Annotated in this window: 16 protein-coding genes; 9 read left to right on the top strand and 7 right to left on the bottom strand. The window is 74.6% G+C overall.

Features of this window, described 5'->3' with window-relative positions; translation table 11 throughout:
• The first annotated feature begins 40 nt into the window (after positions 1-40).
• On the top strand, positions 41-1,267 hold the full coding sequence (locus IE98_RS45280; protein WP_052391198.1) for a M64 family metallopeptidase: 1,227 nt from the start codon (positions 41-43) through the stop codon (positions 1,265-1,267).
• Positions 1,268-1,407: 140 nt separating this feature from the next.
• The gene (locus IE98_RS43350) at positions 1,408-2,730 is read left to right on the top strand and encodes an MFS transporter (RefSeq protein WP_052391197.1); all 1,323 of its coding nucleotides are present in this window, start codon (positions 1,408-1,410) and stop codon (positions 2,728-2,730) included.
• Positions 2,731-2,816: 86 nt separating this feature from the next.
• Here IE98_RS43350 and IE98_RS45275 read toward each other — a convergent pair whose 3' ends face one another.
• Both IE98_RS45275 and IE98_RS0130985 read right to left on the bottom strand, forming a co-directional pair.
• Positions 2,817-3,626 carry a Bro-N domain-containing protein gene (locus IE98_RS45275; protein WP_078661437.1) on the bottom strand — a complete coding sequence of 270 codons (810 nt, stop codon included), beginning with the start codon at positions 3,624-3,626 and terminating at the stop codon, positions 2,817-2,819.
• A gap of 150 nt (positions 3,627-3,776) precedes the next feature.
• Positions 3,777-4,610 carry a maleylpyruvate isomerase family mycothiol-dependent enzyme gene (locus tag IE98_RS0130985; protein ID WP_030274697.1) on the bottom strand — a complete coding sequence of 278 codons (834 nt, stop codon included), beginning with the start codon at positions 4,608-4,610 and terminating at the stop codon, positions 3,777-3,779.
• Between the two features lie 156 nt (positions 4,611-4,766).
• Here IE98_RS0130985 and IE98_RS0130980 point away from each other — a divergent pair, with 156 nt between their 5' ends.
• The 3 genes from IE98_RS0130980 (at position 4,767) to IE98_RS0130970 (ending at position 7,425) form a co-directional block, all read left to right on the top strand.
• Positions 4,767-5,564 (top strand): carbon-nitrogen family hydrolase, encoded by a 798-nt coding sequence (locus IE98_RS0130980; RefSeq protein WP_030274694.1) that lies wholly within the window; start codon positions 4,767-4,769, stop codon positions 5,562-5,564.
• Positions 5,565-5,748: 184 nt separating this feature from the next.
• Positions 5,749-6,657 carry a GntR family transcriptional regulator gene (locus IE98_RS0130975; RefSeq protein ID WP_063749036.1) on the top strand — a complete coding sequence of 303 codons (909 nt, stop codon included), beginning with the start codon at positions 5,749-5,751 and terminating at the stop codon, positions 6,655-6,657.
• 117 nt (positions 6,658-6,774) lie between these two features.
• Positions 6,775-7,425 carry a hypothetical protein gene (locus tag IE98_RS0130970; protein ID WP_030274690.1) on the top strand — a complete coding sequence of 217 codons (651 nt, stop codon included), beginning with the start codon at positions 6,775-6,777 and terminating at the stop codon, positions 7,423-7,425.
• A 101-nt stretch (positions 7,426-7,526) separates the two neighbouring features.
• Here IE98_RS0130970 and IE98_RS0130965 read toward each other — a convergent pair whose 3' ends face one another.
• On the bottom strand, positions 7,527-8,312 hold the full coding sequence (locus IE98_RS0130965) for an SLATT domain-containing protein (protein ID WP_030274688.1): 786 nt from the start codon (positions 8,310-8,312) through the stop codon (positions 7,527-7,529).
• Positions 8,313-8,768: 456 nt separating this feature from the next.
• Between IE98_RS0130965 and purD the strand changes: the two genes are divergently transcribed.
• The 4 genes from purD to IE98_RS0130945 all read left to right on the top strand — a co-directional run bounded on the left by purD (position 8,769) and on the right by IE98_RS0130945 (position 14,642).
• A complete protein-coding gene (purD, locus tag IE98_RS0130960) occupies positions 8,769-10,010 on the top strand; it encodes a phosphoribosylamine--glycine ligase (protein WP_030274686.1) in 1,242 nt (413 codons plus the stop codon).
• A gap of 510 nt (positions 10,011-10,520) precedes the next feature.
• Positions 10,521-11,993 carry a hypothetical protein gene (locus IE98_RS0130955; protein ID WP_030274684.1) on the top strand — a complete coding sequence of 491 codons (1,473 nt, stop codon included), beginning with the start codon at positions 10,521-10,523 and terminating at the stop codon, positions 11,991-11,993.
• A 164-nt stretch (positions 11,994-12,157) separates the two neighbouring features.
• Positions 12,158-13,699 (top strand): N,N-dimethylformamidase beta subunit family domain-containing protein, encoded by a 1,542-nt coding sequence (locus tag IE98_RS0130950; protein WP_030274681.1) that lies wholly within the window; start codon positions 12,158-12,160, stop codon positions 13,697-13,699.
• A gap of 43 nt (positions 13,700-13,742) precedes the next feature.
• Positions 13,743-14,642 (top strand): phosphoribosylaminoimidazolesuccinocarboxamide synthase, encoded by a 900-nt coding sequence (locus tag IE98_RS0130945; protein WP_030274679.1) that lies wholly within the window; start codon positions 13,743-13,745, stop codon positions 14,640-14,642.
• An 86-nt stretch (positions 14,643-14,728) separates the two neighbouring features.
• Here IE98_RS0130945 and IE98_RS0130940 read toward each other — a convergent pair whose 3' ends face one another.
• The 4 genes from IE98_RS0130940 to IE98_RS0130925 form a co-directional block, all read right to left on the bottom strand.
• Positions 14,729-15,343: a response regulator transcription factor gene (locus tag IE98_RS0130940; RefSeq protein WP_030274678.1), complete on the bottom strand. Its 615-nt coding sequence runs from the start codon at positions 15,341-15,343 to the stop codon at positions 14,729-14,731.
• Entirely contained in the window at positions 15,340-16,587 is a 1,248-nt protein-coding gene (locus IE98_RS0130935; RefSeq protein ID WP_078661436.1) for a sensor histidine kinase, read from the bottom strand. Before IE98_RS0130935 ends, IE98_RS0130940 begins: the two co-directional genes overlap by 4 nt.
• 125 nt (positions 16,588-16,712) lie before the next feature.
• Positions 16,713-17,558 carry an ABC transporter permease gene (locus IE98_RS0130930; protein ID WP_030274674.1) on the bottom strand — a complete coding sequence of 282 codons (846 nt, stop codon included), beginning with the start codon at positions 17,556-17,558 and terminating at the stop codon, positions 16,713-16,715.
• Complete coding sequence (locus IE98_RS0130925) at positions 17,555-18,529, bottom strand: ABC transporter ATP-binding protein (RefSeq protein ID WP_030274672.1); 975 nt, start codon at positions 18,527-18,529, stop codon at positions 17,555-17,557. The genes IE98_RS0130930 and IE98_RS0130925 overlap by 4 nt, the downstream gene beginning before the upstream one ends.
• Positions 18,530-18,548 lie beyond the last annotated feature (19 nt).

Raw genomic sequence — 18,548 nt, 5'->3', positions numbered from 1 at the left:
AGCCCCTGCCGGGTGACCGGAGCCCGGAGGACGCACCCGCATGCCGCCTGGCAACCCTGGCCGGATCGTCCGGAGTCTGGCCGCACTCGTGCTGATGTCGGCCGCCGTGCTGCCCGCCGTCCTGGAGGTCGCGGCGCCCGCACCGTCCGCGGTGATAGGGCCGCCCGTCGGACCGCTCACCGACCGCGGCGCGCCGCCCGCCCCGAACCGGATCGACCTCCGGGCACCCGGCGTGGCCCCCAGCGTGGACATCCGCCGGGCCGGCGACCCGGCCAACCGGATCACTCTGGTGCTGCTGGGCGACGGCTACACCGCCGCCCAGCAGCCGCTCTTCCGGGAACAGGCCGACCGGGCCTGGCGCGCCCTGATGGAGATCGAGCCGTTCCGGACCTACCAGAACTTCTTCAACATACGGAGGGTGGAGGTGGTCTCCCCGGTCTCCGGCATAGCCGAGGGCGAGGACGCCCGGCCCACCGACACCCCGCTCGGCATGCACTTCTGGTGCGAGGGCACGGCCCGGCTGCTCTGCGCCGACGAGTCCGCTACCGCCCGCTACGCCGGCGAGGACGCCGGACCGCAGTACCTGATAGCGCTCGCCAACTCCGAGGAGTACGGCGGCGCGGGCGGCACCGGCGTCACCACCCTGGCCGGCGGCAGCCCCGACGCCGGTCGGATCATCCAGCACGAGATCGGCCACACCGTCGGCGACCTCGGCGACGAGTACGACAGCGCCCCCGACGACCCCGACTACGCCAACCTCTCGGCCGTCGACGCCGACGAGATGCTGCGGACCCACACCAAGTGGTGGCGCTGGCTCGGCGCGACCTCCCCGGACGGCAGCGGCGTGGTGGGCGCCTACCGCAGTGCCAACGGCCTCTACCGGCCCACCGCGGACTCCGTGATGCGCACCCTCGGCGGGCAGTACAACCTGCCCTCGCGGGAGGCGATCGTCGAACAGATCTACCGCCGGGTGAAGCCGCTGGACGGCGCCTCGCCCACGCCGGGCGTGGTCTCCGGCCGACCGCGGCTCCAGGTGGGCGCGGTGCCCCTGGAGGGGCCGCGCCAGCTCGCCGTCGAGTGGACGGTGAACGGGCGGCCGGTCGCGGCCCCCGGCGGCACCTGGCTGGACACCGCCGCCCTGGCGCTCGCGCCCGGCGCCCGAGCGACCGTCACCGCCACCGTCCGCGACACCACGGACTGGGTGCGGGACGAGGCCTTCCGGGACCGCTTCATGACCCGCACCGTGAGCTGGACGCTGACCGGCTGACCGGCTGGGGCTGACCGGCCGGTCGCGGGTGCGGGCGGGCGTCCGGGCGGTGTCCGGGCGTCCGGGCCGTGTTCGTGGTGCGGACCCGGTTCGTACCCTGCCCGATTGATCCGGTCATGGGATGACTAGGCTCAGGGGCCATGAGCGCGGACCCAGTCGGCACCACCCGTCCCCCGTCCCCCCTCGTCCCGCCGCAGCCCCTCGTCCGTCCCGTCCCCCCGGGCGGCCGAGCCGCCTGGGCGGCCTGGGCCGTCGGCGCCTCGGTCTACCTCCTCGCGGTCGTCCACCGGACCAGCCTCGGCGTCGCCGGCCTCGACGCCGCCGCCCGGTTCGGGATCGGCGCCTCCGCCCTCTCCACCTTCGCCATCCTGCAGGTCCTGGTGTACGCCGCCATGCAGATCCCGGTCGGCCTGCTGGTGGACCGGCAGGGTGCCAGGCGGGTGCTGCTGCTGGGCGTCCTGCTGATGAGCGCCGGGCAGCTGGCCTTCGCCTTCGCCACCTCCTTCGGCCCGGCCCTCGCCTCCCGGGCCGTGCTCGGCTGCGGCGACGCGATGACCTTCATCAGCGTGCTCCGGATCGCCGCGCACTGGTTCCCGGCCGCCCGGAACCCGTTGATCGCCCAGCTCACGGGTCTGGTCGGGGTCGGCGGCAACCTGGTCACCACGGTCGTCCTCGCCCGCGCCCTGCACGACCAGGGCTGGACGGCCACCTTCGCCGCCATCTCGCTGGCCGGCATCGGCGTCTTCGCGCTCGTCGGGCTCGTCCTGCGGGAGGGGCCCGGCCACGACCGGCGGACCCGGCGCGAGGCCCCGGCCACCGCCCCGGCCGCCTCCGTCGGCCGCCGGATCCGGGACGCCTGGGCCGAACCCGGCACCCGGCTCGGCCTGTGGGTGCACTTCACCACGGCCTTCCCCGCCAGCGCCTTCGGCCTGCTCTGGGGCATGCCCTACCTGGTCGAGGGCCAGGGCATGAGCCGCACCGCGGCCGGCGGAATGCTCACCCTGCTCGTGGTCAGCAACATGGTCTTCGCGCTGGTCTTCGGCCGTACGGTCTCCCGCAGCCCGCGCAGCCGGATGCCGCTCAGCCTCGCGGTGATCTCCGCCACCGCGCTCTGCTGGGCCGTGGCCCTGTGCTGGCCCGGCGGCCGCCCGCCGCTCTGGTGGCTCGTCGTCCTGATCGCCGTCATGGGCAGCAACGGCCCGGCCTCGCTGGTCGGACTCGACTACGCCCGCTCGCACAACCCCGCCGAGCGGCTCGGCACCGCCTCCGGCATCGCCAACATGGGCGGCTTCGTCGGAGCCGTCGTCACCCTGCTCGGTATCGGCGTCCTCCTCGACGCCCTCGCCGGCTCCGACGGCACCCACTCCGCCGAGGCCTACCGCTGGGCGTTCTGCTGGCAGTACGTGCCGCTGGCATTGGGGACTTTCATGATCCTTCGGCTCCGCCGGAAGGCGGGGCACTGAACACGAGACGCCAATACCCTTATTTCAAGTAAGGGTATTGGCGTCTTCGCAGGTCAGAAACCCTAGGCCCGGTTGATGAGCATGACTCAGACCTCGCCGATCTCCCGGAGGAGGTCCGCGATGTCGAGCGGTGCCCCCGAGAAGGTGATCCGGCCGAGCTCGCACGTGACCGTGCCGCCCGGGTGGTTGCGGCGGCCGGTCTCGGCCAGGTGCCGGATCAGCTCGACCAGCTTCAGCCGCGGGCAGCGCGGCAGCACCACGCTCCCGCGGATCCCGACCCGTTCCACGCTCGGGCAGCTGTAGTACGGGCCGAAGGGCGGACCGCTGTCCTCGCCACGGCCCGGCACCCTGAACTCCATCTCGCCGTGCCGGCAGTGCACCGTGCCGTCCGAGCGGACGTGGGCGCCGATGCCGTCACTGCGCGTGACGTCGGTGAGGATCTCCACCTGCTCCCCGACCGCCTCGGCCAGGGTCTCGGCCATCCGCGCCCGGTGGTGACCGAGGTCGAAGTCACCGCGCCTGATCGAGGGCAACAGATCCCCGGTGATCCACTCCTGGAAGGGCTGGGCGGCCGACTTGGCGGACCGCAGGATCAGCCGGTACAGGCCGGCTTCGTCCACTACACCGACCACTGGGTTGCCGCGTCCATAGGGTTTTCCACCTGCAGAAACGTCAATACCCTCAGCCGGGCTGAGGGTAATCACCCGAAGGTCGACCCGCCGGACGCGGACGCTGTCGAGGCTCCTCACGGCCTCGCTCGGGTTGGTCAATCCGAGGATCCTGCACACGTCCGCGGTGACGAACCACGGCTCCCCGTCGATCATCACCACCCTGATCGGCTGCCCCGTGATCGGGAAGCTCGACGGCACCAACACCATGTCGGTCTCGTCGCGCATACCGCCCCTCCTTCACTCTCGGTGATGGGTTCTGCACGCATCAACGAGTCCGAACGCGTGATGTGGCGGTCGGCAGGCGTCGTACGGAGGTGCGACGGGGTGCGCCACCCGCGTGCGGGGGCGTGCGCCAGGGGAGTGCCCCGGGAGGGGTCAGGGCGTCAGGGCGAAGTGGGCGAGGATGCGGGCGGCGAGCTCGGTGTCGCCGTCGACGCGGACGGCGTGGGCGGCGATCTCGGGCCGGACCCGGCCGCAGGCGAGCCGCAGGAAGGTCTCCCAGTCGAGGTGGAACTGGACGTCGGGGGCGAGGGCGACGGAGGTGTCCACGCTGCCGTGGCCGACCGCGTTCACCCGGACGGTGCGCAGGAACTCCAGCCGACCGGTCACGTCGAAGACCACCGTCGTGCCGGCCGGTGCCCCGGCGAGCTTGGCGACCACCTTGGGCAGCCCCTGGACCAGGTAGTCGCGGGTGACCGCCGCACCGGGGGAGTCCAGGTTGCCGGGCACGCCGAGGGCACGGCGCAGGTCCTGCTCGTGCACCCAGACGTCGAAGGCGCGGTTGCGCAGCAGCTCGGCGTAGCTGATGTCCCGGGAGAGCGGGCCGGCCGGCCAGCGGACGAGGTCCTCCGGCTGGTGGCGGGCGTTGCGCAGGGCGCGCGAGCGGCGGATGACCGTGTACTCCAGCTCGCTGGTGATCTCCACGGGGGTGTGGCAGCGGCGCTTGTCGACCGGCAGCTCGACGTAGCGGGCGAACTCGGAGGTGACGTGCCGCAGGTCGCGGGGGAGGGAGTGGATCGGCCGGGGATCGCCGAGCAGCTCGGACTCGACGGCGATGATGTGCGAGACGATGTCGCGGACCGACCAGCCGGGGCACTCGGTGGGCCGGTTCCACGAGTCGGTCGGCAGCGGGGCCAGCAGCTCGGCCACGGACTCGATGGACTGCGTCCACGCGTCCGTGTAAGCCTGCACGGTCTGGTTGTCCGTCACGGGTATCTCCGGCCCTCCGTCAGCTTCCAACACGCGCCGCCGGCCGCCGCCGGGACCTGGGGGCGCAAGCGCTACCCGCACGTTACGCTGTCGGGTCACAGCAGGGCAGTGCTTTCGGGTGATGATCGTAGGACTCTTGCCGTGGACGGTGGTACTGTGCGCGCTTCATTGATCCAACTCGCGGTCTCCGATTCCGAGCCGCCCGCCGAGCGGCGGTCCCGCGCTGCGGCGCTGGTCCGGGCCCAGGAGGGCGCGGATCTGGTGGTGCTGCCCGAACTGTGGGCGCTCGGCGGCTTCGCCTACGAGGCGTGGTCGACCGGGGCCGAGCCGCTGGACGGGCCCACCGCCGAGGCCATGTCGGCGGCCGCCAGGGCGGCCCGGGTGTGGCTGCACGCCGGTTCGATCGTCGAACGCGATCCGGACGGCCCGGTCTACAACACCTCGCTGCTGTTCGCGCCGGACGGCACGCTCACCCACACGTACCGCAAGATCCACCGCTTCGGCTTCGACAGCGGCGAGGCGGTCGCGATGGGTGCCGGGCAGGAGATCGTCACCGCCGCCACCGACCTGGGCCGACTGGGCCTCGCGACCTGCTACGACCTGCGCTTCCCCGAGCTCTTCCGGGCGCTGCTCGACGACGGCGCCGAACTGCTCGTGGTCCCGGCCGCCTGGCCGGAGCGCCGTCGCGAGCACTGGACACTGCTGGCCCGGGCCCGTGCCGTCGAGGAGCAGGCGTTCGTCCTGGCCTGCAACACCGCGGGCACCCACGGCGGTGTGCCGCAGGCGGGGCACAGCCTGGTGGTGGACCCCTGGGGCCGGGTGCTCGGCGAGGCTGGCCCGGACGAGGAGGTGCTCACGGTGGAGCTCGACCCGGCCGAGGTGGGCAAGGCCCGCGCCGACTTCCCGGTGCACCGGGACCGGCTGCTCGGCATTCCCGCGCCCGTGCAGCGCTGACCCCGGCCGGCCCGCGTCCCGTCCCCGACCGCCGGGCGACCCGGCTGTTCCGGCAGCCGGTGCCCGGTGTCCGGTTATGGGCGTGATGGGGTACTTGTGCACCCCGGGGGCGACTTTGAGAAGATGAGCCGCCATCGCCTTCCGCGCTGGCCCCGTGACACCTGCCGAGGAGGGGTGGCCGCGCATGTACGGCACCGGTGCCGCCCGTCCCCCGATCCAGCGCAACAGCCTGCGCGAGCAGATCGCCGACGCGCTGCGCGAGGAGATGATGGCCGGCCGGCTCGCCGCCGGCCGGAACTTCACCGTCAAGGAGATCGCCGACCTCTACGGGGTGTCCGCGACCCCGGCCCGCGAGGCGATGGTCGACCTCGCCGCCCAGGGGCTGCTGCGCGCCGAGCACCACCGCGGCTTCACCGTGCCGGCCTTCACCTGGCGGGACTTCCTGGAGATCTTCGAGGCGCGCACCCTGCTCACCGACAGCGCGATGCGCCGGCTCACCGCGCACCCGGCCCGTGGCACCGGCGGCTACGACTGGTCCCGGATGCCCTCGCTGCGCCGCCGGGCGGACGCCGCCGCCCGGGCCTCCCGGCAGGGTCAGCTCGACGTGCTGGTCGGATGCGACCTGCGGTTCTGGCAGGAGGCCGCGGCCCTGCTCGGGAACGCCCGGATCGCCGAGTACCTCGGCTGGCTGCGGGTGCAGTCCTGGATGTTCGCCGCCCCGTACCTGCGGCAGGCGGGGGACATCGCCGGGGTCTGCTGGGACCGGCACGGCGACCTGGTCGACCGGATCGAGGCCCGCGACCTGTCCGGCGCGCACCGGGTGGTGAACGACTACAACCTGTTCACCCTGGAACTGCTGGCCCGCCTGGCGGGCGAGGAGGCGGACGCGGTGCCGGTGGCGGGACTGCTGCGCGCCCCGGTCGCGGGCGCCGCCACGGTCGGCCCGCAGGCCGCCCCCGCTGCTCCCGCCGCCCCGGCCGCGGTGCCGGACGAGGCCACCCGGGTGCCGCTGCCGCGGTCCGTCCCGCCGGGGCGCTTCGGGCGGCCGGTGCGGCCGTCCGGCCCGGTGCCGGGCCGCACCTCCCCGTCCTGAGCCGGCCGCCGTCCTCGGCCCGCGGAGGTCCCGGGGGCACCGGTAGGGTGGGCGCTCGTTCCCCGACCACCGTCGGCGGCGCACGCCCGTCCGACCTCCGGAGAGGATGAGCCGGCCATGGCCTGCGACCTCTGGCTCGTCCCGCTCGTGGACGTCCTCACCTACAACCCCGAGAACCCCTTCCGGGACGACCTCGTCCGCTACAACGCGGTGCTGGCCGGCCACGGGCTGCCCGAGGTCCCGGTGCACGGCTACGCGCCCGGCATCACCGGTGAGGTCGAGCCGATAGCCGCCTTCGACTACGACTCGCTCCACTTCCTGCGCCGCGCCTACCTGTTGGGTGTGACCGGCTTCCAGATCACCCCGGTGGACGCGCTCGGCGGCGACTACGAGCAGCTGCTGGAGATGTTCGAGTCAACCGCCGAACAGTCGCACCTGGTCTGGCACTTCGACCACGCCGGTGCGTACGTCCCGGTGGACTTCGCCGTCCCCCTGGTCGACGACGCACTGCTGGCGACCGGTGGCCCGCTCGGCTCCTCGTACGGCCTGCTGCGCGAACTGCAGGCGGTGGCGCCGGTGTTGGGCATCGACGTGCTCGAACCCCCGGCGCCCACCCGCCCGCTCTCGCCGACCGGTCTGGAGCAGCCCTTCGCCCCGCCGCTGGACGAGGTGCACCACCCCTTCGCGCGGGAGCGGCACGCCTGGGCCGGGCTCTACGCGGCGGCGACCCGCAGCGTCACCCAGGGCTCGATGATCGTCTTCGCCTGACCGTCCGTGCCGGTGCCGCCGCCCGGGCGGGCCTCCGGGTGCCGGTGCAACACGGAAGGGCGGGCCACGGCGGGCCCGCCCTGCGGTTTCGGTGCGCGCCGTCAGCGCAGCGGCCCCTCCGGCGGGCGCTGGCGGGGCATGGTGGGCCGGGTGCCGGGCGGCGGCAGCACCCGCACCTGGGCGCCGATCCCGCCCTCGGAACGGCCGCCCCAGGCGCCCGGCGCCTGGGTGGGCAGCTGGGTCATCGTCGCGCGGAACTCCAGCATCCACTCCGAGGTCTCGGACCGGACCATGTCCGAGACGTCCTCGCAGAACCGCCGCAGCACGCCCAGGCAGCGCTCCGCGGCCTCGCCGGCGGTGCCCTCGGTGGGGCCGAGCACCTCGCGGACGCACTCCGAGGCCCAGTCGAACTGGAAGGCCTCCAGGCGCCGTTGCAGCGCCTGCGCGGTGGAGACGTCGCGCATCCAGCCGGAGGTGAGGCCGAAGCCGCGGTCGGTCAGCAGGCAGGCGGCGGACATCGCGAGGCCGACGTAGCCCCAGCCGGCCGCGCCCTCCAGCACACCGGTCGTCCCGACCAGCGGGGCGCTCACCCCGGCGACCCCGGACACCGCGGCGCCGAAACGCAGCAGCCGGGCCCAACGGCGCTTCCACACACGGTCCTTGCGGTACCAGTCGATCGCCTCGACGGCCCGCTCCTCGGACCAGCGGTAGAGCTCCTCCAGTCGCTCGGCCGGCTCTCCCCAGTCACCGAGAGGAAATTGACGGGCACTCAGATCCGTGCGGCGGCGCGTCGGAGTGCGGCCGGCGGAGGCCGCCGGGGGCTGGTCCTCCTCGCCGACGTCCTTGCCCCAGGGGCTCTCCTCGGGTTGCATTTCCGGCTGGCTCACCTGTGGGGCTCCCTGTGGCGGGTGACAGTGCAGTCCTGGCTGGACGCCCGGCTGACGGCGCGTCCGGCTGACGCATCGTCGGACATGGCTCCGTGCGCGGGTGGATGTGAGCCGCCCATGGTGCCGTGCTCCGGCGGTTCGCCGGTTCTCGTCCATCAGCACTTCTTACCCCCAAATGGCTTACCGTGGGGGCGCTTCGGCTGTGATCGTTATCCGAATTCGGGTCCGGAAGCCGAGGTGAGAGGGTTTCGTCGGGCGGCGAGATTTCACTCTTCCGAGCGAGGCCCGGCGGGCCCGCGGACATGACCCGCGGCCTGCGTCGGCGCCCGGAGGGCCGCCGTCGGCGCCCCGCTTTGTGCGATCCTCCAGATCGGATGCGCAGAAAAGCGGCAGCATTGGAGGTTTCGCCACGGGCGGCAGGAGCGCGGAACCGGCCACCGACTACCCTTGCCAAGCGTGAAGGTCCTCGTAATCGGCGGCGGCGCCCGCGAACACGCCCTGTGCCGCTCACTGTCCCTCGATCCCGCCGTCACCGAGCTGCACTGCGCCCCGGGCAACGCCGGGATCGCGGAGGTCGCCACGGTGCACCCGGTCGACCAGCTGGACGGCGCGGCCGTCACCGCCCTGGCCCGCGAGCTCGCCGCCGACCTGGTGGTGGTGGGCCCCGAGGCCCCGCTGGTGGCCGGCGTGGCCGACCCGCTGCGCGGGGCCGGCATCCCGGTCTTCGGCCCCTCCGCCGAGGCGGCTCAGCTGGAGGGCTCCAAGGCCTTCGCCAAGGACGTGATGGCCGCAGCCGGCGTGCCGACCGCCCGCTCCTACGTCTGCACTACCGCCGAGGAGGCGGCCGCCGCGCTGGACGCCTTCGGCGCGCCGTACGTGGTCAAGGACGACGGCCTGGCCGCCGGCAAGGGCGTCGTGGTCACCTCCGACCGCGCGGCCGCGCTGGAGCACGCCGCCGCCTGCGAGCGCGTGGTGATCGAGGAGTACCTGGACGGCCCCGAGGTCTCGCTCTTCGCGATCACCGACGGCACCGCCGTGCTGCCGCTCGTGCCCGCCCAGGACTTCAAGCGCGCCCTCGACGGCGACGAGGGCCCGAACACCGGCGGCATGGGCGCCTACTCCCCGCTGCCCTGGGCCCCCGAGGGCCTGGTCGACGAGGTGCTCGCCACCGTCCTGCAGCCGACCGTGGACGAGCTGCGCCGCCGCGGCACGCCGTTCTCCGGCCTGCTCTACGCCGGCCTCGCGCTGACCTCGCGCGGCACCCGCGTGATCGAGTTCAACGCCCGGTTCGGCGACCCGGAGACCCAGGTCGTGCTGGCCCGGCTGCGCACCCCGCTGGCCGGCGTGCTGCTCGCCGCCGCCGAGGGCACCCTGGCCGGCCTGGAGCCGCTGCGCTGGGACGAGGGCGCCGCGGTGACCGTGGTCGTGGCCTCCGAGGGCTACCCGGCCGCGCCGCGCACCGGCGACCCGATCGAGGGCCTGGCCGAGGTCGCCGACGAGCACACCCACGTGCTGCACGCGGGCACCCGAACGGGTGAGGACGGCGAGGTGCTCAGTGCGGGCGGCCGCGTGCTGTCGGTCACCGCGACCGGCGCCGACATCGCCGAGGCCCGCGAGCGCGCCTACCGCGGCGTCGCGAAGATCTCGCTGAAGGGCTCGCACCACCGCACCGACATCGCGCTGAAGGCCGCGCAGTAGCGCACGGCCGTCGACGGCGCCGAGGGCGCTGCCTCCGCGGGGACACCCCCATGGGCGCAGCGCCCTCGGGCTTTTCCCGGCCCACCCGGCGCGCCCCGCGGGGTTCCCCGAAGCCGGGAATCCAGCCCTTCGGGTGACTCATCGGGCATCCGGCTGACGCAACCCGCGATCCGGTCGTAGGGTGCGCTGAATCGCGCCCGCCCGCGGTATCGCCACCGCGGACGCCACCGGGTGGGGCGACGTCCCCGGGGGGATGCTGGGGGCGTCCGGATTGTTCGCGCCGTCACCAGGACGAGTGGAAAGCGGTGCGATCCGGAACACCCATCCGCACGAGGGCGTCAACACTGTCAGAAGTGCCATGCAGGATGCACAACCGGGGGCGGCTGCCGCCGAGTCCCGGTCGGATACTGATCATTTCGAGTCGCTCGGACGCCGCGGGTGCCGGCCCGGCCGGTCCATCCGGCCCCGGCCCACTGGCCTCCGACCGCTCCGAAGGGGGTGCCGCGCCGAATGGCCGCTGTCGACGCCGCACGCGTGCATGCCCAGGCCGTGCTGCGAATCCGTGGCTGGGCCCTGGCCGCCACCGTTGTCCCCGCCGCCCTGGCCGTCGTGCTGCTGGCGGGCCGTTTCACCGGCCGGATCGGCGCGCCGGGCTCGCCGGACGGCGGCCCGTGGGACGCCGTCCGCTGGGCGGTGGCCGCCGTCGCCGTCCTGGCACTGGTGACCGGCTGGCTGGTGCACCGCTCGCACCGGTCCGCCGTGCCGCCGGTCACCCCGGCCGTCCCGGTCCGCCGGGAGGAGGCCCCGGAGCTGTACCGGCTGCTGGCCGACCTCGCGGAGCGCCTGGAGGTGCCCGTGCCCTCCGGGATCGCGCTGACCCCGGACTGCGACAGCTGGCTGGAGGAACCGGTCGGCCCGCACCGCCGGGGCACTGCGCACCCGGCGCCCGTCCTGGTGATCGGCTCGCCCTTCCTGTGGTGGATGCGGGCGGGCGAGCTCCGGGCCCTGCTCGCCCCCGTGGTGGCCGGCACGGCGGTCGCCGCCGACACGGACGTGGCCGCCGCCCGCCGCTTCGTCCGCAGCCTGGACGCCGCGCTCGGCGAGCCGCACCGCGGGCCGGCCGCGGTGATCGACCGGATCAACCGCCTGCTGCTGGGCGCCTGCCGCGACCACGCCGCCGAGCTGGAGCGCTCGGCCGCCGCCTGGGCCTCGCACCAGGCCAGGGCGGTCGACTACGGGATGCGGATCGCCGCCCAGGAGCAGGTCGGCCTCGCCTACGCGGGGTGGGACCGCCTGCTCACCCGGGTCGCCCTGCCCGCCTGGCGGCTCGGCCGCCACCCGGAGCACCTGAACGCGGGCGTGGTCGCCGCCCTCACCGAGCTGGCCCGCCGCGACCGGCTCGCCGACGGCTACGAGACCCGGCTCGGCGACCGGCCGGCCTGCGACCTGCTGGAGGAGCCGGGCCGGGTGGACGCCGCCGTCTCGCTGCTCGCCGCGGAGCTGCTGCACCAGGTGCCGCCCGGCGGCTGGCGGCCGCTCGACTGGGACGCCTACCCGGCCGAGGTGGCCGCCCGCGCCTGGCGCGACAAGTCGGCCGTGCTGCAGTCCGCCCTGGACGGTGCCGGGTCGGGCCGGTCCGGCGGGCCGCCGCTCGCCCGGGTGCTCGCCCGGCTCGCCGGCGGGGGCGGCGAGGAGCTGGCGACCACCCTGGCCGGCCGCTGCGGCCACACCGCGCCGGGCCGCCACGCCCGCGACCTGCTCGCTGACCACCTCACGGCGATGGTCAGCTGCGCCGTGGTGGACGCCGGCGCCGCCGTCCCCGGCCTGGACTGGCTGGACGGGCCGGTGCTGCTGATGGGCGGGGTGCGCCGGGCCGACCTGGTCGCGGTGGTCGGACAGGCCGTCGAACTCGGCAAGGACGCACCGCTGCGCGGCTGGTTGGAGACGGCGGGCGTGCGGCTCGCGCGCCCCGTGCGCAGTTGATGACGAACCGTGCGGAATCGGGCGTCTTGCCTACCAGTTGCTACGGTGGGGTGACGCAGTGACAGCAACCTGTGGTGTGCTGGACCGCACGCACATCCGTGTGGCACATGCCAGTTGCGGAGGGGCGGGCCGAGCCTGACGCCGGCGACCGTGGGGAGGGGCGCGTGGGGACGGAACTCAACCGCCGCTGGGAGTCCGGCACGCTGGCGCACGGCGTGTCCGACCCCTTCGGCCAGGGGCCGCTGCCGTGGTTGCGCAGCCCCGACCAGTACCTCGCCGACGGCGGGGTCCCGTGGTACGTCAGCGTCGACGCGCCCGGCCAGCAGCCGCTCAGCGGGCCAAGGCCCGCCCCGGTGGTGAACAGCCCGGCCAACGCCGACGACGTCGACCAGCAGATCAAGGGCTTCGCCTCGGCCGGTGTGGTCCGCCCCGGGGGTTCGGTGGACTTCCGGGTGACGGTGAACCCGCCGCGCGAGTTCACCGTGGACGTCTACCGGATCGGCCACTACGGCGGCGACGGCGCCCGCCAGGTCACCTCCAGCCCGTTGATCTCCGGGCTCGCCCAGGCGGCGCCCCTGGTCGTCGGCCGGACGGTCTCCTGTCACCACTGGTGGCAGTCCTGGCGGCTGCACATCCCCGCGCACTGGCGTCCCGGCGCGTACGTCGCGGTGCTGACCACGGCCGACGACCGGCACCGCAGCCACGTCCCGTTCACCGTCCGCGACGCGGATCCGGAGCACCCGGCGGAGCTGCTGCTCGTCCTGCCCGACGTGACCTGGCAGGCCTACAACCTCTTCCCCGAGGACGGGCACACCGGCGCCAGCCTGTACCACGCCTGGGACGGGCAGGGACGGCTGGTCGGCGAGTCCGAGGCCGCCGTCACCGTCTCCTTCGACCGGCCGCACGCGGGCGCGGGGCTGCCGCTGCACGTCGGGCACGCCTACGACTTCATCCGCTGGGCCGAGCGGTACGGCTACGACCTGGCCTACGCGACCGCCACCGACCTGCACGCCGGGCTGGTCGACCCGGAGCGGCACCGGGCGATGGTCTTCCCCGGGCACGACGAGTACTGGTCCGAGCCGATGCGGCGGACGGTCGAGTACGCCCGGGACACCGGCACCTCGCTGGTGTTCCTCTCCGCCAACACCATGTACTGGCGGGTCGACCTCTCGGCGGGGCCGTCCGGCGAGCCGAACCGTCTGCTCAACTGCCGCAAGCGGCAGAAGGTCCCGGTCGGCAGCCCGGCCGCCGGGCTGCCGGGCACCGCGGGCGCGCTCTGGCGGGAGGCCGGCGAGCCCGAGCAGGCCCTGCTCGGCGTCCAGTACGCCGGTCGGGTGCCCTCGCCCGCCCCGATGATCGCCCGCAACACCGGCCACTGGCTGTGGGCCGGCACCGGCCTGCAGGACGGCGACCCGCTGCCCGGCCTGGTCGCCGGCGAGGCCGACCACTACCACCCGCGGGCCCCGCTGCCCGAGCACACCGAACGGACCCTGCTCGCCCACTCCCCGTACCGCGACAGCGCCGGGCGGCTGCGGCACCAGCAGACCTCGCTCTACCGGGCGCCCAGCGGCGCGTACGTCTTCGCGGCCGGCACCTTCGCCTGGTCGCCGGCACTGGACCGGCCCGGGCACACCGACGAGCGCGTCCAGCGGGCCACCGCCAACCTGCTCGACCACCTCTGCAAGGAGGCCGGCGGGCCGACGTGAAAGACTCGGGCCGTCAGCCCCCTTCCCTGAGGACGAGACGACCTTGAGCGGATTTGTCACCAAGCCCGAGCCCGTCCAGGTTCCCGGCCTGGTCCACCTGCACACCGGCAAGGTGCGCGACCTGTACCGCGCCGCCGACGGCGACCTGGTGATGGTGGCCAGCGACCGGACCTCCGCCTTCGACTGGGTGCTGCCCAACGAGATCCCGGACAAGGGCCGCATCCTCACCCAGCTGTCGCTGTGGTGGTTCGAGCGGATCGCCGACCTGGTGCCCAACCACGTGGTCTCCACCGAGCTGCCGGCCGGCGCCCCCGCGGACTGGAAGGGCCGCACGCTGATCTGCCGCAGCCTGGACATGGTGCCGGTCGAGTGCGTCGCCCGGGGCTACCTGACCGGCTCCGGCCTGGTCGAGTACCGCGACTCCCGCACCGTCTGCGGCATCGCCCTCCCCGAGGGCCTGGAGGACGGCTCCGAGCTGCCCTCCCCGATCTACACCCCGGCCCTCAAGGCCGAGGTCGGCGAGCACGACGAGAACGTCCCCTACGAGGAGACCGCCCGCCGGCTGGGCGCCGAGCTCGCCGCCACCCTGCGTCAGACCACCCTCGCGGTGTACGGCCGGGCCCGGGACATCGCCCGCGAGCGGGGGATCATCCTCGCCGACACCAAGTTCGAGTTCGGCCTGCTGGACGGCGAGCTGATCATCGGCGACGAGGTGCTGACGCCGGACTCCTCCCGTTTCTGGCCCGCCGACGCGTGGCAGCCGGGCCAGGTCCAGCCGTCCTTCGACAAGCAGATCATCCGCAACTGGCTGGCCTCGCCGGAGTCCGGCTGGGACCGTACCGGCGAGGAGCCGCCGCCGGCGCTGCCCGCCGAGATCGTCGAGCGGACCCGCGCCAAGTACATCGAGGCCTACGAGCGCCTCACCGGGACGTCCTGGGTCTGACGGGCGGCCTCCGAGGCAGCTACGCAGGAGCACACTCAGGGGCGGGTGGGGGCACCTCCCGCCCCTGTCCTGTTGCCGTACCCGGTCTAGATCCAGCCGTGTTCGCGGGCTATGCGGACGGCGGCGTGGCGGTTCTCGGCACCGAGCTTGCCGGCGGCGGAGGACAGGTAGTTGCGGACGGTGCCGGGGGAGAGGGCGGCCCGTTCGGCGATCTCGGCGATCGAGGTGCCGTGGGCGGCCAGCTCCAGCACGTCGGTCTCGCGCGGGGTGAGCGGACTGTCGCCCGCGCTGATGGCGTCGGCCGCGAGTTCAGGGTCGACGTAGCGGCCGCCCGCGACGACCGTCCGGATGATGCCGGCGAGGTCGGAGGCGGAGACGGTCTTCGGCAGGAAGCCGCGGACCCCGACCTCCAGGGCCCGCTTCAGGTACCCGGGCCGCCCGTGCCCGGTGACGATCATCGTCCGGCAGTCCGGCAGGACGTGCCGCAGTTCGGCGGCGACCTCCAGCCCGTCCAGCCCCGGCATCTGCAGGTCGAGGACCGCGACGTGGGGACGGTGGGCACGGGCCATGGCGAGGGCCTCCGGCCCGGACGCGGCCTGGGCGACGACCTGCAGGTCGTCCTCCAGCCCGAGCAGGGTGGCCAGGGCCCCGCGGATGAGGTGCTCGTCGTCGGCGAGCAGGACGCGGACGGGATCGGTCACGGGGCGGCCACCTCCAGGGCCGGGAGGTCGAGCGGGAGCGATGCGGTGATCCGGAACCGACCGGGGTCGGCGGGCGGGGTGGCGAGCCCGCCGCCGTGGGCGGCGAGCCGTTCGCGCAGGCCGAGCAGGCCGGTGCCGGGCTGGTCGCGGTCGGCCGGCCGTGCGGTGACGCCGTCGTTCTCGACCGTCAGCCGGGCGTGCCCGCCGTCGAGGCGCAGGGTGACCGTGCAGTGCCCGGCCTCGCTGTGCCGCAGCACGTTGGTGGTCGCCTCGCGGACGACCCAGCCGAGCACGGACTGGGCCGTGGGCGGCAGACCGGCGGCGTCCGGGCCGAGGTCGATGTCGCACTCGACGCCGGCGGCGCGCAGCACGGACCGGGCCCCGGCGACCTCGGCGGCGAGGTCGGCCGTCCGGTAGCCGCGGACGACCTCGCGGACCTCGCGCTGGGACTCCTGGGCGATCCGCTGGACCTCGACCATCTGGTCGGCGGCCTCGGTGCGGCCGCGGCGGGCGAGCTGGACGGCGAGCTCGCTCTTCAGCGCGATGGTGGTGAGGTTGCGGCCGAGCACGTCGTGCAGGTCGCGGGAGAAGCGCAGCCGTTCCTCGGCGACGGCGAGCCGGGCCTGCGCCTCGCGGGCCGCGTCGAGCTCCCAGACCACGGCGGCGATCCACGCGGTGCCCCGCCAGGTCGCACCGATGAGGGCCATGACGATCCCGGAGCCGACCGCCAGGCCGACCGCGGTGGCGGTCTGGATGCCGGCCAGCACGGCGACGGGGACGGACGACGCCAGTCCGAGCAGCCCGAGCGGTGCGACGGCCTTCACCGGCACGGCGACGGCCATCGGGGCGAACCAGAAGACCAGCAGCCAGGTGGCGGTCGCGACGCTGTTCGGGACGGGGTTGTCACCGGTTGGGCTGCTGCTGGAGAGCACCGCCCAGTAGCAGGCCAGCGTGCCGGCGGTGAAGGCGATCAGCCAGCCGGTGGGCCGGGCCCGCCGGCCGAGGTAGTGCGCGAGCCCGGCGCGGCAGCAGACGACGAACAGGGCCGAGGCGGTCAGCGAGGCGACGGCGACCGTGATCCGGAGGGCGCCGGGCAGCTCCGCCCCGCGCTTGCCCGTGAGGGCGCCGATCAGGAGCAGCGGCTGCAGCACGCCGGTCACGTAGAGGGACCAGCGGATGAAGAGCTCGGTGCGCTTGGGCTTGCCCAGCGCCCGCCAGCGCCGCGACGGCCTCAGCAGGTCCACGTCGTCCCCTCTCGACGGATGCACGGTCGTCAGATCCTCCCATCGGCTGGGCCGCCGGAATCCTCCGGTGCGGCGGGTGCGGCGGACACGGCGGTGTTCCGGCGGACGGCGGGTCGGCGGCGGGGTCAGCGGCGCGGCTCCCAGCGGAACCAGCGGCGGGCGGCCCAGACGGCGGCGGCGAGCCAGAGCACGCCGAGCCCGAGGTGCGGCAGGGCCTCCACCCAGGTGCCGAGGAAGTCGGTGGGTGCGTCGGAGCCGTCGGTGCCGAACCAGCCGAGGCGGATCAGCTGGAAGGCCGGGGTGGTGGGCAGCAGCCGGCAGGCGGTGGCGAGGCCGTCCGGCATGGTCTCCAGCGGGATGAGCAGGCCGGAGCCGATCTGGGCGAACAGCAGCAGCGGCAGGGTGGTGATGCCGGCGGTCTCGACGGACTTGGTGAAGGCGCTGGTGGCGGCGGCGAGCGCGATCAGCAGGCCGGTGCAGAGCAGCAGGCCGGCGGCCATCAGCAGCGGATTGACCGGGGTGCGCAGGTCCAGCCGGGCGGCGCCGACCGCGCCGATCAGTCCGCACTCCAGCAGACCGAGGGCGACCGAGGGGAGCGCCGTGCCGGCCAGGATCTCCAGGTCGCGGGCCTCTCCGGTGCGCAGCCGCTTGAGCACCAGCTCGCCGCGGCGGGCGACGTAGGCGGTGGTGAGGTTGTAGTAGACGACGAAGAGCAGGATCAGTCCGGCGACGCCGTTGACCAGGTTGGCGTGCAGGTCGAGGTCGGGGGTGGTCTCGGCCTGCTGGTCGAGGATGCCCTTGAGGGTCACCATCATGACCAGCGGCATGGCGACCGCCATGAAGAGCGCGGTGCGGTTGCGGAGCAGCAGGGTGGCCTCGCTGCGGCCGAGGGCGAGCAGGCGGCCGGCGGTGGTGGTCGCGGCCGGGCGGCCGGCGGCGGAGGTGGCTGCGGTGGCGGCGGGCGTGGTCATCGGGGGCTGCCGATCGTCTCGGGGGTGGCGGCCGCCTCGGCGGCAATGGCGAGGAAGGCCTCTTCGAGGGTGGCGCTGCGGGCCTCCAGCCCGCCGAGCGCGACGCCGTGGTGGGCGGCCCAGCCGAGCAGTTCGGTGAGGTCGGCCTGGAGCTGCGGGGTGCGGACGGTGATCCGGCGGCCCTCGGCGGTGATGTCCGCGGCGGGCAGGGCGGGCAGGCCGATGGCCTCGTACGGGCCGCAGCGCTCCGGGAGCTCGAAGGCGATCCGGGCCGGGCGGCCGGCGATGACCTCGGAGACGGTGCCGGTGGCGGCGATCCGGCCGGCGTGCATGATCGCGAGCCGGTCGGCGAGCTCCTCGGCCTCCTCCAGGTAGTGCGTGGTGAGGAGCACCGTGGTGCCCTCCTCGCGCAGCCGGCGGACGAGCCGCCAGACGGCGGCGCGGGCCTCGGGGTCGAGGCCGGTGCTGGGTTCGTCGAGGAAGAGCACCTCGGGGCGGCCGAGCAGGGCGACGGCGAGGTCGAGGCGGCGGCGTTCGCCGCCGGAGAGCTGCTTGACGCGCACCCCGGCGCGGCCGCCGAGGCCGACCAGGTCGAGTGCCTCGCCGACCGGGCGGGCGCCGCTGGTCAGTCCGGTCCAGCCGCGGCAGGTCTCGGCGACGGTGAGGTCGCCCGGGAAGCCGCCCTCCTGGAGCATGATGCCGATCCGGGGCCGGACGGCGGTGCGCTCGCGGTGCGGGTCGTGGCCGAGGACCCGCACCCGGCCGGCGGTGGGTGCCGCCAGCCCTTCGAGGAGCTCCATGGTGGAGGTCTTGCCCGCGCCGTTGGTGCCGAGCAGGGCGAACAGCTCGCCGCGGTGGACGGTGAGGTCGAGGCCTCGGACGGCGTCGAAGCCGCCCGGGCCGGTGGGGCCGTAACGGCGGTGCAGGTCCACGGCCTCGACGGCCGGCCCGGAGTGGCTGGTGTCCTTCATGCCTCCAGCCTCCCGGCCG

It is taken from the genome of Streptomyces sp. NRRL B-24484, assembly GCF_000717715.1.
Lineage (GTDB): Bacteria > Actinomycetota > Actinomycetes > Streptomycetales > Streptomycetaceae > Kitasatospora.
Note: the sequence above shows the minus strand (reverse complement) of the source record. Positions and strands in the feature narration are given on the sequence as shown.

What these genes read in the sequence shown, in the direction of transcription:
- IE98_RS45280 (WP_052391198.1), top strand. Translation starts at nt 41, where the DNA reads ATGCCGCCTGGCAACCCTGGCCGGATCGTCCGGAGTCTGGCCGCACTC.
- IE98_RS43350 (WP_052391197.1), top strand. Translation starts at nt 1,408, where the DNA reads ATGAGCGCGGACCCAGTCGGCACCACCCGTCCCCCGTCCCCCCTCGTC.
- IE98_RS45275 (WP_078661437.1), bottom strand. Translation starts at nt 3,626, where the DNA reads ATGCGCGACGAGACCGACATGGTGTTGGTGCCGTCGAGCTTCCCGATC.
- IE98_RS0130975 (WP_063749036.1), top strand. Translation starts at nt 5,749, where the DNA reads ATGTACGGCACCGGTGCCGCCCGTCCCCCGATCCAGCGCAACAGCCTG.
- IE98_RS0130970 (WP_030274690.1), top strand. Translation starts at nt 6,775, where the DNA reads ATGGCCTGCGACCTCTGGCTCGTCCCGCTCGTGGACGTCCTCACCTAC.
- IE98_RS0130955 (WP_030274684.1), top strand. Translation starts at nt 10,521, where the DNA reads ATGGCCGCTGTCGACGCCGCACGCGTGCATGCCCAGGCCGTGCTGCGA.
- IE98_RS0130930 (WP_030274674.1), bottom strand. Translation starts at nt 17,558, where the DNA reads ATGACCACGCCCGCCGCCACCGCAGCCACCTCCGCCGCCGGCCGCCCG.
- IE98_RS0130925 (WP_030274672.1), bottom strand. Translation starts at nt 18,529, where the DNA reads ATGAAGGACACCAGCCACTCCGGGCCGGCCGTCGAGGCCGTGGACCTG.